Annotated in this window: 9 protein-coding genes; 3 read left to right on the top strand and 6 right to left on the bottom strand. The window is 64.2% G+C overall.

What is annotated here, in order from left to right:
- Nucleotides 1-76 precede the first annotated feature (76 nt).
- Together J7302_RS07930 and J7302_RS07935 are read left to right on the top strand one after the other, a co-directional pair.
- Nucleotides 77-1,720, top strand: a complete 1,644-nt coding sequence (locus J7302_RS07930; RefSeq protein ID WP_251701945.1) for a multicopper oxidase family protein — start codon at nt 77-79, stop codon at nt 1,718-1,720.
- Between the two features lie 21 nt (nt 1,721-1,741).
- Entirely contained in the window at nt 1,742-2,368 is a 627-nt protein-coding gene (locus tag J7302_RS07935) for an SCO family protein (RefSeq protein ID WP_215372712.1), read from the top strand.
- Between the two features lie 86 nt (nt 2,369-2,454).
- Here the strand turns inward: J7302_RS07935 and J7302_RS07940 are convergent, their stop codons facing one another.
- The 6 genes from J7302_RS07940 to pchA all read right to left on the bottom strand — a co-directional run bounded on the left by J7302_RS07940 (nt 2,455) and on the right by pchA (nt 11,391).
- Nucleotides 2,455-6,900, bottom strand: a complete 4,446-nt coding sequence (locus tag J7302_RS07940) for a DEAD/DEAH box helicase (RefSeq protein WP_215372714.1) — start codon at nt 6,898-6,900, stop codon at nt 2,455-2,457.
- A 129-nt stretch (nt 6,901-7,029) separates the two neighbouring features.
- A complete protein-coding gene (locus J7302_RS07945; RefSeq protein WP_215372716.1) occupies nt 7,030-7,185 on the bottom strand; it encodes a hypothetical protein in 156 nt (51 codons plus the stop codon).
- 59 nt (nt 7,186-7,244) lie between these two features.
- Complete coding sequence (locus J7302_RS07950) at nt 7,245-8,813, bottom strand: FAD-binding oxidoreductase (protein ID WP_215372718.1); 1,569 nt, start codon at nt 8,811-8,813, stop codon at nt 7,245-7,247.
- Between the two features lie 14 nt (nt 8,814-8,827).
- Nucleotides 8,828-9,517 carry a hypothetical protein gene (locus J7302_RS07955; RefSeq protein WP_215372720.1) on the bottom strand — a complete coding sequence of 230 codons (690 nt, stop codon included), beginning with the start codon at nt 9,515-9,517 and terminating at the stop codon, nt 8,828-8,830.
- Nucleotides 9,518-9,527: 10 nt separating this feature from the next.
- Nucleotides 9,528-9,863 (bottom strand): c-type cytochrome, encoded by a 336-nt coding sequence (locus J7302_RS07960; protein ID WP_215372723.1) that lies wholly within the window; start codon nt 9,861-9,863, stop codon nt 9,528-9,530.
- 52 nt (nt 9,864-9,915) lie between these two features.
- Nucleotides 9,916-11,391 (bottom strand): 4-hydroxybenzaldehyde dehydrogenase, encoded by a 1,476-nt coding sequence (gene pchA / locus J7302_RS07965; RefSeq protein ID WP_215372725.1) that lies wholly within the window; start codon nt 11,389-11,391, stop codon nt 9,916-9,918.
- A gap of 546 nt (nt 11,392-11,937) precedes the next feature.
- Here pchA and J7302_RS07970 point away from each other — a divergent pair.
- The gene (locus J7302_RS07970; protein ID WP_215372727.1) at nt 11,938-13,791 is read left to right on the top strand and encodes a sigma-54-dependent Fis family transcriptional regulator; all 1,854 of its coding nucleotides are present in this window, start codon (nt 11,938-11,940) and stop codon (nt 13,789-13,791) included.
- Nucleotides 13,792-13,819 lie beyond the last annotated feature (28 nt).

Here is a 13,819-nt window from a genome sequence, read left to right on the forward strand (position 1 = left end):
CCGCGATAGCGAACCCGAAGAATGGGTCACCACCCCCCAACCGATCTTCCCTCCCAGCCCGGCCACCCGGCCATGGATGGAAGAACTGCCCCCCACAATCACTCCGATCGCCCCCGTCACAGCTCTGAGCCCTGCCCCCACCGTGCAGGCCAATGTCGCAGCGGGTGAAGCCGGCCGGTCGCCGCACCAGCGCTACGATGAGCTGATTGCCGCACGGGGCGCACCGGAACTCTATGAACTGAAGGTGGTGGAGAACAATCAGTGGATTACCCATCCTGACCTGCCGCCACAAAAGGTCTGGGCGTACCGAGGGGGCAACCCGGACGCCACCGTGCCGGCCACCATCTTCGCCCGCTATGGCAAGCCGATCCTTTGCCGCATCCACAACGAACTGCCATCGGATCACGTCGGCTTTGGCACCCCGGAAATCTCCACCCACCTGCACAACCTGCATGTCGGCTCGGAAAGCGACGGTTTCCCAGGGGACTACTACAGCAGGAACAAGGCAGGCCCGACCCTCGACAAAACAGGGCCATTCGCGGGCAAAGGCCACTTCAAGGACCACTTCTACCCCAACATCTACGCGGGCTACGACCAGATGCAGAATAGCATCGGCGATTATCGCGAAGCCTTGGGAACGCTGTTCATCCATGACCACACCCTGGACTTCACTGCCCCAAACGTCTATCGCGGCCTGATCGGGTTCTATTTCCTTTTCGACCACATCGACTCAGGCCAGGAAGATGATCCCAACCCGAGCGCGCTGAGGTTGCCGGGCCATCCCTACGACTATCCGTTGGCCTTTGGTGACCGGCGCTTTACGCCTCTCCCGGATGGCCAGTTGTTCTACGACCAGTTCCACGTGGAGGGGGTGCTGGGCGACAAGGTAGTCATCAACGGCAAGATCGAGCCAGTGCTGCGCGTTGCCGCCCGCAAGTACCGCCTGCGCTTGCTCAACAGCGGCCCCAGCCGCTTCTACGAGTTCTATCTGGTGAACTCGAGCGGTACCGTGCAGCGATTCACCTACATCGCCAACGACGGCAACCTGCTGCCCGAGGCACTCTTCAACCAGAGCAAGGTCCGCCTCGGCGTGGCCGAGCGCGCCGACATCGTGGTGGATTTCTCCAGGTACCCGATCGGCACCGAGCTCTTTCTGGTCAACCGGCTTCGCCAGGAAAGCACTCGCAAGCCAAAGGATGTGAGATCTCCCGGGACGCGGGTGCTGAAGTTCATCGTCGACCGCTACCCGCCAACACAGGACGTCAGTCAGGTTCCGAGGTACCTCCGGCCGATGCCGGACCTGCCGACTGCAGAAGAAATCGCCAAGCTACCGGTGCGACGCTGGGAGTTCGATCGCAAGAACGGCCTCTGGATGATCAACCAGCAACTGGTCAACGTATTGGCTCCCCGCCTGACACTGAAAAAGGGGGATTACGAAGTCTGGGAATTCATCGGAGCCGGCGGTGGCTGGTCCCACCCCATCCATGTTCACCTCGAGGAGGGCATCATCCTTGCCAAGTTCGTCGACGACGTCCAGGTACCTATCCCGCCGCACGAGCGTGGCCGCAAGGATGCCTTCGTGCTCGACCAGACCATGACCATCAGAGTGTTGATGCGCTTCCGCGACTTCCAGGGGAAGTACGTAATGCACTGCCACAACGTGATCCATGAAGACCACGCGATGATGCTGCGCTTCGACATCAAGGCCGATGACCAGTGAGGCCCGGCTCGGAGAAACGCCATGAACACACGCAGAGATCTATTGGCCGGTGCAGGTCTGATTGGCGCCGCCACGCTCGGCTGGGCCGCCTGGCGCGGTGTCGGCGAGGCGACGAAGCACAATCGCGACACGACTACCAGCCGCAGCCGGCTGCCGAACCCGCCACTGCTGACCCATGAGGGCAAGACGGTACGCTTCTACGACTATCTGATACGCGGCAAGGTGGTTGCCATCAACATGATGTACACGTCATGCACGGGCACCTGCCCAACTGCTACAGCGAACCTCCTGCAGGTGCAGAAAATGCTGGGCAAGCGCATCGGGCGTGATGTCTTCATGTACTCGATAACCCTGCAGCCCGAGCTGGACACACCGCAAGCCCTGAAGGACTACGCCGAGCGCAACAAGGTAGCGCCCGGCTGGTTGTTTCTGACGGGTTCGCCAGCCGATATCGAACAACTACGCCGTAGCCTCGGTTTCTACGACCCCGACCCGCAGGTCGACGGCGACAAGGCCACCCATTCCGGCATGTTGCGTATTGGCAACGACGCCTTCGATCGCTGGACCATGGCACCTGCCCTGGGCGCTCCAGAACAGATCCTCGCCACCATCGACCACGTCGATGAAGATGTCCCGCGGGGAGCTTAGGGAAGGATGCACTGATTGTGGGGGAGGCGATCGATCTGTCTTGCCCCTTCGCGAATGGATTCGCTCCCAGCGGTAAATCCAGGCGCTCACAACGGCATGCGTGTTCGGCGCGATTGCTGGCCAAGCGGTGTCGCAGCAGGCTGACGGATCAGCGCGGCGCGCCATTGGGCGCAGGTGAGCGCATCGGCTTCCTGCAGCAGCGCCACCTTGCCGGCCACCAGCGTGGCGACCGGCACGCCGTCACGGAACAACAGGCGATTGCCTGCCAGGGCCGGCACCTTGGTGCCATTGAGCAGGGTGCCCAGGAGGTTCAGCGGATCACTCGCGCAGAGCCCGATCAACGCGCCCTCCCCCGGCCGCTTGCGGATCTCGCGCAGCAGCCCGACAGCTTCCGGCAGAGCGAACTGCTCGCCCGATATCCCCGCCACGAAACGCCCTCCGCGAATCTCGCCCCGCGCCTCCAGGCGGTGATAGACCCGTAGCAGGTCGCGCCAGGGTGGCAGCCAGTCGGCCTCCCGTTCCAGCAGGCGCCAGCAGACCACACCGTACCGGCGGAGCAAGGTGCGCGCGACATGCTCCAGCGCCTCAGCCGGAACCTTGCCTGGAGGCGTCTCAGCGCGCCCGCGCAGCAGGGCCCAGCGCCCGGCATCCTGCATATTGGCCAGGGCCAGCCGCGCACGTCGGTCGTGGCGACTGCGCCGGGCCGCCGGCAACAACAATGAGCGCAATCCGGCAAAGCTGTCGGCGTTGGCCAGGCCGAGGGCGACCAGTTCGCCCAGGCAGTCCTCCAGTTCGCTGCGCAGCAGGTGCGCCTCGTCCATCAGTTCGTCGAAGAACAACGCTCCCTGCCCCGCCAACACTTCGCGCACCCGTCCGGCGCGAGCGGAGAGCTGCTGTTCAGGTGCATCCAGCAGGCAGGCACGCCACAGGCCCAGGCTCTTGCGTGGCAACAGCACGATGGGGGTTCCGCGTACCGGCCCCACCGCGGCCTTGCCCCGTCCGCCCAGGCGGCACCAGACCACTCGACCGGCCCGGCACAGGTCGTCGAGCCAGTTGATACCGTAGTCGGCCACCCGGCTGGGCAATATCTCGCTCTCCCAGGCGCCAGCCGCCGCCTGGAAACCTTCCAGCTGCCCCAACACACCGGCCAGCGCCTCGGCGCCACGCACCTGCGCTGCAGGCGCGACGCGCTGCCAGTCGAACAAGAAGCGCATGAAATCCGCCCGCTCCACCGGCTCGATCTCGCGGCGCAGGCGCTTGACCGTGTAGCGGTGGATGCGCGCCAGCAGATGCCGCTCGCACCACTCCTCCTCCACCGCGCCGGGGGTGAAGCGACCGCGCAGCACATAGCCCTCGCGCTCCAGGCTGGCCAGGGCGAAAGCGACGACCGAAGAGGGTTGAAGCAAATCATCCGCCAAGCGCTCCAGAGTCAACGGGCCAAAGCCGCCAAGCCGGGCACGCACCAGCTCCAGCAGCGCAGGCTCCGCTTCCCAAGGGTTGGTGAAACCCTCGGGCGCGGTGATGGCCGGCTTGAACACCGCTTGTGGATAAAGCGCCTGTAACTGGCACAGCCGCTCCGCCGCCAACCAAAGCGCCGGCTTGTGCTCTATGTTCAGGCAGGTGGCGCGCCGGGTCTTGGTCAGCTTCACCAGCCAGTCGACCCAACCGGCATTGGCGCTCGACTCATCCACACGGACGCAGCCCAGCGCCAGCAACGCCTCGTGCATCTCGTCGGCGTCACGCACCAATGGCCAGGCCTCCTCCCGCACCGCCGCCACCGCATCGGCGTCCAGTGCGCCGAGATCGTCGGCGGATTCCGGGTCGGTCCAGCGACGGCTCTGCACCGCCTGCGTCCGCCGTTCCTCCAGCGGCGCATCGTCGAGGAAGGCGTAGGGCCGAGCACTGAGGATTTCTCCCGCCAGGGCCGAGGGCGCCGGCAGGTCGCGGGCGACCAGTTGCACCTCGCCGTTCTCCATGCGCCGCAACAGGGCCAGCCAGCCCTCGGCGTCCATGGCCTCGTGCAGGCAGTCGTCGAGCGTTTGCGCCACCAGCGGGTGATCGGGGATCTCACGCTCGCCCACCAGGTTCTCCTGGCAGGCCACCTGGTCGGGAAAGACGCTGGCCAACAGGTCTTCGCTACGCATGCGCTGGATCTGCGGCGCCACCTTGCGGCCACCGCTGAAGCGCGGCAAAGCCAGGGCGGTGGAAGCGTTCCAGCGCCAGCGCGCGCCGAACAGCGGCGCATCCAGCAGCGCCTGGATCAGCACATGCTCGGCGCTGTTGGAATGCAGGTAGCGCCAGACCTCATCCAGTGCAAAGCTGTGGCTGGTGGACAGCGAAAGGATCAGTGCATCTTCCGTTGCCGCCGCCTGCAGCTCGAAGTTGAAACTGCGGCAGAAGCGCTTGCGCAGCGCCAGCCCCCAGGCGCGATTGATGCGGCTGCCGAACGGCGAATGGATGATCAGCTGCATGCCGCCGGATTCGTCGAAGAAGCGCTCCATCACCAGACGCTGCTGCGTCGGCAAGGCCCCCAGCGATGCCCTGGCCCGCGCCAGGTATTCCACTATCTGCCGCGCCGCCGCCTCGCTGAGGCCGATCTGCTCACGTAACCAACTCACCGCGCGCTCGGATAGCTCCTCTCGCCCCTCGGGGGAGGGGCTGAGGGTGGGGAATTCCCGAGCCTGCCCGGACGCTCCGAGCAATCGCTCCACCTCCCCCCTCAAACGCGCCACGCCCGCCGACAGCTCATCACTACGCCCCGGCGCCTCACCCAACCAGAACGGAATAGTCGGCGGCTGGCCCTGGGCGTCCTCCACCCGTACCCGCCCGGGCTCCACCTTGAGGATGCGATAGGACTGGTTGCCCAACTGGAAGATGTCCCCGGCGATGCTCTCTACCGCGAAATCCTCATGCACGCTGCCCACGGTCAACCCCTGGGGCTCCAGCAATACGCTGTAATCGGCGGTTTCGGGGATGGCGCCGCCGGAGGTGATGGCGGTCAGCCGAGCCGCACGGCGCCCGCGCAGCCGATGGTTCACCGCATCCCGGTGCAGGTAGGCGCCACGTACGCCACGACGGCCCGTGTAGCCCTCGGCGAGCATCTTCACCAGGGCATCGAAACTGGCACGTGGCAGGTCGGCATAGGGCGCGGCGCGGGTCATCAGTTGATAGAGCTCGTCCTCGCCCCACTCCTGCAACGCCACCTCCGCGACCATCTGCTGGGCGAGCACGTCCAACGGCGCATGGGGAATCACCAGGGCGTCCAGCTCATCACGGCGTACGCAGTCGAGCAGCGCCGCGCATTCGATCAGGTCATCCCGCGATTGTGGGAACAACCGTCCCTTGGGCGTGCCACCCACGCTGTGGCCGGAACGCCCAACGCGTTGCAGGAAGGCGGCGATGCTGCGCGGCGAACCCAGTTGGCAAACCAGCTCTACCTCGCCAATGTCGATGCCGAGCTCCAGCGATGCGGTGGCCACCAGCACCTTCAGCTCACCGCGCTTGAGGCGCTGCTCGGCATCCAGGCGCAGCTCACGCGCCATGCTGCCATGGTGGGCGGCGACCACAGCATTGCCCAACCGCTCGGACAGGTGCCTCGCCACGCGCTCCGCCAATCGCCGGGTGTTCACGAACACCAACGTCGTTCGGTGCTGCATCACGAGTTCGGCGAGGCGGTCGTAGACCTTCTCCCACACCTCATTGCTCATCACCGCTTCCAGCGGCAACGGCGGCACCTCGATCGCCAGATCGCGCTTGCGGCTGTAGCCAACGTCGACGATGGCGCAGCCAAACGCCTCCCGCCCGCCAGCTCCGGATGGGGGAAGCGCCGCTCCATCCCGCTGCCCCATGAGGAACCGCGCAACCGCCTCCACCGGCTTCTGCGTAGCGGACAGGCCAATACGCTGCAACCGCCGACCGCACAATGCCTCCAGCCGCTCGACGCTGAGCATCAGGTGGCTGCCGCGCTTGCTGCCGGCAATCGCATGTATTTCATCGACGATCAGACTGCGGCAGCCGGCCAGCATCGCCCTGCCCGAGTCGGAGCCAAGCAGGATGTAGAGGGATTCCGGCGTGGTGACCAGGATATGCGGCGGCCGCTTGCGCATCGCGTTGCGCTCGGCCTGGGTGCTGTCGCCGGTGCGCACCGCCGTGCGAATATCCACATCCGCCAGGCCCTGGCGCGCCAGCTCGGCGCGGATGCCGGCCAACGGCTCCTCCAGGTTGATGCGGATGTCATTAGAAAGCGCCTTGAGCGGCGATACATAAACCACAGTGCAGCGGTCCTGCAGGCCGCCCTGTTCCAGCCCCTCATGCACCAGTTCGTCGATGGCGGCGAGGAAGGCTGTGAGCGTCTTCCCCGACCCCGTCGGCGCCGCCACCAGCGTGCTGCGCCCGGCGCGCAGCAACGGCCACGCCTGCGCCTGGGCCTCCGTAGGCGCCGCGAAAGTCGCACTGAACCAGGCCGCGACGGCGGGGTGAAATCCCGCCAGCGCCGTTACGCTGGAGGTTGGCGGGGAAAGTATTTGAGTCATGCGCTCAAATATGGGCGCGAGAGGTGGCGGCCTCAAGGTCCGCTGATCGTTGAGGCAACCAGGTGGAAAGTCGAATGCGTCCGCTCAACGGTATCCACGGTTGTCAGATAGCGGACGACGCATTTTCGATCAGCGCCATGCGGGCCCATTCTTACGGGCTTCGGTGCTGTGGCATACGCCACACTGGGCAGCAAACAGGGACTGACCCTGGGTAGCCTCGCCTTGGTCCAGGACCAACGGCGAGGCCAGCAGCAGGCTGGCAGCGAGCAGTTGCTTGCGAAGCATGATATTTCCCACACATGAAAAGGCCTCGCCGGGTTCACCCCAACGAGACCTTGGTGCCTTTAGAACTTGTTGGCGAGGTCGATGCCCGACTTGCCCGGAGCCAGGATGTTGTTCGGGTCCAGGGCCCGCTTGATGGCATGCTCCACCTTGCGCTTGACGGTACCGTAGCTCTGCGCCACGCGCTCCTGGAACGCTGTGTTGACACGGTATACGGCATAACCGTGCTTCTCGAACTCATCCAGCAGTTCGGCGAAGCAGGCGTTGGCACGCTTGGTTTCCTCGGGGTTGGTGCGGTCGTACAGCACATCGATCACGTGGTGCATGTCGCGCCAGCCGACAATGAACTCGCCGACGTAGTCCAGGCCGTACTTGTTGAGGACCTTCTTGGCCAGCGCCTGCTGCTTCTCGCACTCGCTGCCGCGGGCCTGGCTCACCGGCGCGAACCACATGGAACCGCCGCCCCCACGCCAGTTGTACAGGCCGAATTCCTGCAGGTTCGGCACGCCGGACATCAGCTCGGCGCGGTACTTGAACGGCTGGGTATCGCCGGCTTCTTCCTGGGTGACGATCTTGCCCTTGCCCAATTGCTTCAGGGCACCGGTGACGATATTCCAGTTCACGTCGACCTGTTCCTGGGTGCCGTACAGGGCGGCGTAGACGTTCCAGGCACCGAGGTTCTTGTCCTTCTGGATTTGCTTGAGGATGGCATCGGGGGTCGCGCCCGGCTCGGTGGTGTAGTCCGAGCGGCGGGTGTTGCAGGTCGAGGCCTCCCAGAGGACGCCGGCGATCACCACGGAGTTCGGGATGACCTGGGCGATACGCAACGGACGAATGAATTCGACGATCTCAGCGATGTCGGTCTCGTTCTCGAACTTGATCTCGAACGGCTTGAACACCGGCGGTTTCGGCATCAGCCAGAAGCCCATCTTGGTGCAGATGCCGTAGTTGGCCTGGGTGAACATGCCATCCAGGGTTGGACCGTAACCCCACTTGAACACCTGCCAGGCGTTGTCGCCTTTCACGCCGCCCATGCCGGTGCGATACACATCACCGTTGGCCAGCACCAACTCCATGCCGCACTGCATGAGGAAGTGTTCACCGTAGGGGGTGTAGCCCACGCCACGGTCCATGGTGTTGCCCAGCGGGCCGGCGATGGCCGACGGCGCGGAGAATGACAGCATCAGCGGCAGGTTGTTTTCCTGCAGGTAGTCGTACAGCTGCTGGTAGGTCACGCCTGGCTCGACCAGGGCGGTGCACAGGTCCGGGTCGACGTGGAGGATCTTGTTCATCTTCTTCAGGTCGAGGATCACCTGGCCGCGCTGGCCCGGTGCCGCCGAGCCGTAACCGAAGTTGCGGCCGGTGGAGATGGTCCATACCGGGATCTTGTGCTCGTTGCAGATTTTCACCACGCCCTGCACCTGCTCGACGCTGGTGGCGGTGACGGCGGCGGACGGCGCGTGTTCGGCGTTATCCACTGCCATCATGATCTTGCCGTAGGGGATCAGTTGCTCGTCCTTGACCAGGACGTTCTCCTCGCCCAGCAGCTTGCGGAATTTGCTGAGCGCTTGCTGGAAGTTGGCGTCATCCACGCCGCGTGGGAGCAAGGAACTCTTGTTTTGCTCGGTCATTTGAATTAGCTCCTTCAAGCCTCGATCGAGAACGAAACGAAATTGCCGGTCAGCGGCGACTGGCGGCTGACAATCAGCGGTGCCTGCCCGGTATGGGTGGTCCCCAGCATGGCCAGGCTGTATCCCAGGGTGGCGGCCCACTGATCTGAACCGGCCTTGCTGCGCGCGGCCGCGGTCAGATGGAGGGGCGGCTGGTGGCCGTGGGGGCGCTGCTCGGTGAGATTGAATCCGGTGCCACAGGCGTTGAGCTGGAGGCCCAGCTGCATAGCGCAGCCATGGGCGGCGTCGGCGCTGAGCAGGCGGTGCTGCGAGGCACTGACGTTAGCGCTGTGCTGGCCGAGCCACTGCACGCGAGCACCGCTGCTGCGGGCCAGGTCCACGATCAGTGCAGCGCTGGCGTCATCCACCAGGCCGATGATGCGTTGCGGTTTGCCGCTCAGCAGGCGTTTTTCCAGCGCCAGGATGAAGTCCAGACTAAGGTCCGTGCGCTCTACGGTGACCGTCCTGGCAGCCGGGCTGGAGGCAATGCCCTCGAGGAAGGCGGACCCGGCCGCCGCTTCGTTGACCAGCACCAGGGTCGGGGCAATCCGGGATGCGGGAGCTGCCATGGCGTTGGCCAAGTACAGGTTGGAGCTGCCCATGGCAACACCGACCAGGCCGCCCAGAGCCATGCCTTTGAGCACGGCACGACGTTCGACGTTCATGCTGCGCTCCTCAGGGTTTGGCCGCGGGTGCAGGCGCTTTGGAGATGTACTCGGCGACCTGCTGAAGAGCCTTGTCATCGATGAACGAGGCCGGGAAGGCCGGCATGGCGCGGAAACCGCTGCGCACGACGGCGGTAATGTACTGCGGCGGCAGTTGGCGCCCCTTGATCACGGGGCCCACAGTGCTTTCGTGGCAGTGGCCGCAGACCTTTGCGTAGACGTTTTCGCCATTTTTCCAGACGCCGTCGCCATCGGCGGCGGCATGGCCTGCCAGCAGGGTGAATGGCAGGGCAAGACAGGCCGCAAGGGACCTTTTCACAGCTGAGCTGTTGAGGAGTGAGGACATTTCGTACTCCGTTTTTTATTGGGGGGCGGGTTAATCGGAAGCCGGTCTCGGATCAGAACGGATAGGGCCGGGGAGCGTGCTGCAGGGTGATCCAGTGATCCGTGGTGAATTCCTCGATCGCCCAGTCGCCGTTGAAGCGGCCGAGGCCCGAGTTCTTCTCGCCACCAAACGGGGCGTTGGGTTCGTCGTTGACCGGGATGTCGTTCACGTGGGTCATGCCGGCATGGATGCGCTGGGCGAACTGCACACCACGCTCCAGGCTGGAGGTGAACACCGCGCTGGAGAGGCCGTACTCGCTGTTGTTGGCCAGTTCCAGGGCATGCTCGGCGTCGCGGGCGGACTGGATGCCGACCAGCGGACCGAAGATTTCCTCGCGGGCGATCTCCATGTCCGGGGTGACATCGCCGAACACGTGTGGCGGCATCACGTTGCCCGTAGGCTCGCCGCCGACCAGCAACGTGGCGCCTTCGGCTTTGGCGGTGGCGACTTTCTCCTGCAGACCGGCCAATTGCTTGGCGTTGATCACGGGGCCGACCACGGTCTCGGGCTTGCGCGGGTCGCCGCAGGGCAGCGCCTTCACGCGCTCGACGAAGCGGCGGGTGAACGCCTCCAGCAGCGGCTGCTCGACAATGATGCGATTGATCGCCATGCAGATCTGACCCTGGTGCAGGAATTTGCCGACCACGGCCGCACTCACGGCCTGTTCAACGTCAGCGTCGGCCAGGACCACGAACGGGCTGTTGCCACCCAGTTCCAGGGCCACATGCTTGAGATGTTCACCGCCGCTGGCGATGCGGCCGATGTTGCGGCCGACCTGGGTCGAGCCTGTGAAGGAGATAAAGGCCGGAACCGGGTGCTCGACGAAGGCATCGCCGATTTCCGCGCCGGAGCCAACCACTACGCTGAGCACCCCCGCCGGCAGGCCGGCTTCTTCGAAGATATGAGCCAGCAGCAGGCCGCCGGTTACCGGAGTGTCGCTGGCTGGCTTGACCACCACTGCGTTGCCCAGCGCCAAGGCCGGAGCCAGGGAACGGGCGGTCAGGTGCAGAGGGAAGTTCCACGGGCTGATGACACCAATCACGCCCAGTGGCGCGCGATACACCCGGCTTTCCTTGCCTGGAATGTTCGAGGCGACGATGCGGCCGTGCACGCGGTTCGGCAGGCTGGCCGACTCCAGGGTGATGGCGCGTGCGGCGCCCCATTCGATCTGCGCCTTGATCCGGGTGCTACCCGACTCGCGGATGATCCAGTCGATGATCTCCTCACGACGCTCGTCGAAGATCCGGACGGCGTTGAGCATTACCTGGGCCCGCTCGGCGGGCGCCTTCGCGGCCCATTCGGCCTGGGTCTCACGCGCCGTGCGGTAGGCGGCGTCGAGATCCTCGCGGTTAGCCAGAGTGATCTGCAGCAGGCTTTCCTGGGTGAAGGGGTCGAACACTTCCAGCTGACGACCGGCGCTACCGGCGCGCCATTGTCCGGCGAGCGGCTGCAGTTCAAGGTTCTGATAGGCAGGGCGACTGGTGTTCATGGAGCTCTCTCTTGTTTGGTCGAATGGCCGCAGGCAAGCAGCAGGGGGAACCGGCCAACGGGCTTCCGGTGGATGTGAAGGTACGCAGAGGCAAAGCGTCAGACTTGGAGCGAGTGCATCCAGGCCGAGCCATGGCCTGCACAATCGGATACCAACAACATAGTTGCTGAGTCGGTCAGGTGACCTGAGTCAGAGAGGGATTCGGCAGTGTTCATGCAGTCGTCACCTGGTTGTCGTTATCTGTAGTGCTTGCCGAAATGTCTTTAACAACTATCGTGCCAGACCGGTGTTAATATTTTTTCTTTTAAAAACAATAGCTTATAATTACTTACAGACATGACGAGGCGCCGCCACCTGAATTACGTGGCAGCTGTGCGGAAAATTCTGCAGAGAAGTATTTGCGCTGAAGAAAGTTCAACGCCGGACGAGTGGAAAACTCGGTGCGATTATCGGGCGGCGAACTTGGCTGGCTGGTTGCCCGGCGATTGACCCGCATTGAGGCGTGAGCATACTGAAATACTATTTTCCTGCCGCGTACTTATGACCATGACTCGTGCAACTTCCAGCAAGCCTGGCCGGGCGTTAGGGGAGGAGTTCCTCAAGCAGATGCTCGGCCAGCAGAAGCGCCTGCTCGTCGACCGTGCCAGTCAGTTCGGTGCCACGGGCCTGCCTTCGGCCGAGCAATTGGCTGAAACCGTCGCTTTCGCCCCACAGGACGGGAATATCTGGCTGTGCGGCCAGCGGATGATGTTGTTGCAGGGAGCGGCTTTTGGCGCCATCCGCCGCGAGTTGATCGAGGCGCTGGGTTTCGACAAGGCGCGCGGCTTGCTGACGCGTATCGGTTGGCAGGCCGGTGCCCGCGATGCCGCCCAGGTCAGCGCACGCTGGCCGGAAGGCGATCACGCCAGCCTGTACAGCGCCGGACCACGCCTGCACATGCTCGAAGGCATGGTCAACGTCGAGGTGGTGCGCTTCGAGATCGACTCCAGCATCGGCCACTTCTATTCGGAGTTCTTCTGGCACAACTCACTGGAGGCTGATGAACACATCGCTCTCTATGGGTTGGGCAGCGAGCCCGCTTGCTGGATGGAAGTAGGTTACGCCAGTGGCTACGCATCTTCGCTGCTCGGGCGCCTGGTGGTTTTTCGCGAGGAGCAGTGCCGTTGCATGGGGTATTCGGCCTGTCGCATTGTCGGCAAGCCCGCCGAGCAGTGGGAGGACCTCGACGTCGACTTGGCCTACCTGGATGCCGATGATTTCCTGAGCCGCAGCACCTACGGCTCAGGTGGCGAAACCGAAATCGCCCAACTCGAGGAGGCATCCGACGATCAGGTCATCGTGGGGATTTCCGCAGCCTTCGTCGCTGCCACCCAGCAGCTCTATCGTGTGGCGCCAACCCAGGCGACCGTTCTGCTTACCGGGGAGTCGGGGGTAGGCAAGGAACTGTTCGCCCGTACGCTGCACCAGGCCAGCCCCCGCCGTAACACACCGCTGGTGGCGCTCAATTGCGCAGCCCTGCCGGAAAACCTGGTGGAGGCCGAGCTGTTCGGCGTAGAGCGCGGCGCATTCACCGGGGCTGAACGCTCGCGTCCGGGGCGATTCGAGCGGGCCCATGGAGGTACGCTGTTTCTCGATGAAATCGGCACCCTCAGTCTCAGTGCGCAGAGCAAGATCCTGCGGGTGTTGCAGGAGGGCGAGATCGAGCGAGTCGGTGGCACCACATCGATCAAGGTTGACGTGCGGGTGATCGCCGCCACCAACCTGGACCTGCGGCGCGAGGTCGAGGCCGGGCGCTTCCGAGAGGATCTGCTCTATCGTCTCAACGTGTTTCCCATCCATCTGCCGCCGCTGCGCGAGCGTCGGGAGGATATCCCGCTGCTGATGAGTTACTTCCTGCGCAAGTTCAGCGGCCGTCATGGCCTCAAACCAGCGGGCTTCAGTAGCCGGCTGGTCAATACGCTGTTGACCTACAGCTTCCCCGGCAACATCCGTGAGCTGCAGAACCTGATCGAGCGTGGGGTGATTGCGGCAGGTAACGGTGAAGTGATCGATGTCGTGCACCTGGCCGAGGCCGGGGAACCCCTGAGGTCGACGGCGATTGGCCTGACGTCTGAAGGGCGCCTGTCCACTCCGACGCCGAGTACTGCCACGCCCGAGGAGGAGCCAGTATTGGCCGGTGGTAGCAGCGGCAAAGACGAGACCAAGGTGGGAGAGCCGGAACTGGCCAGCCTGCAGGCTTTCGTTTCAGGACGGGATCAGGCGCTGAGCACATCATTGAAGGATATCGAGCTGCGCCTGGTGCAGCTCGCCCTGGAGCGCTCCGGCGGCAATATCACGGCGGCCGCACAGATGCTGGGCATGAGCCGAGCTCAGGTGAGCTATCGCCTCAAGGGTGATTGAGCCCAGACCCAGCACTTGGGATTAAAAG

The sequence above is a fragment of the Metapseudomonas boanensis genome (genome assembly GCF_018704125.1).
Classification (GTDB): Bacteria; Pseudomonadota; Gammaproteobacteria; order Pseudomonadales; family Pseudomonadaceae; genus Metapseudomonas; species Metapseudomonas boanensis.

Coding starts and splice junctions, on each gene's coding strand:
- J7302_RS07930 (WP_251701945.1), top strand. CDS start 77: ATGGAAGAACTGCCCCCCACAATCACTCCGATCGCCCCCGTCACAGCT.
- J7302_RS07935 (WP_215372712.1), top strand. CDS start 1,742: ATGAACACACGCAGAGATCTATTGGCCGGTGCAGGTCTGATTGGCGCC.
- J7302_RS07940 (WP_215372714.1), bottom strand. CDS start 6,900: ATGACTCAAATACTTTCCCCGCCAACCTCCAGCGTAACGGCGCTGGCG.
- J7302_RS07945 (WP_215372716.1), bottom strand. CDS start 7,185: ATGCTTCGCAAGCAACTGCTCGCTGCCAGCCTGCTGCTGGCCTCGCCG.
- J7302_RS07950 (WP_215372718.1), bottom strand. CDS start 8,813: ATGACCGAGCAAAACAAGAGTTCCTTGCTCCCACGCGGCGTGGATGAC.
- J7302_RS07955 (WP_215372720.1), bottom strand. CDS start 9,517: ATGAACGTCGAACGTCGTGCCGTGCTCAAAGGCATGGCTCTGGGCGGC.
- J7302_RS07960 (WP_215372723.1), bottom strand. CDS start 9,863: ATGTCCTCACTCCTCAACAGCTCAGCTGTGAAAAGGTCCCTTGCGGCC.
- pchA (WP_215372725.1), bottom strand. CDS start 11,391: ATGAACACCAGTCGCCCTGCCTATCAGAACCTTGAACTGCAGCCGCTC.
- J7302_RS07970 (WP_215372727.1), top strand. CDS start 11,938: ATGACTCGTGCAACTTCCAGCAAGCCTGGCCGGGCGTTAGGGGAGGAG.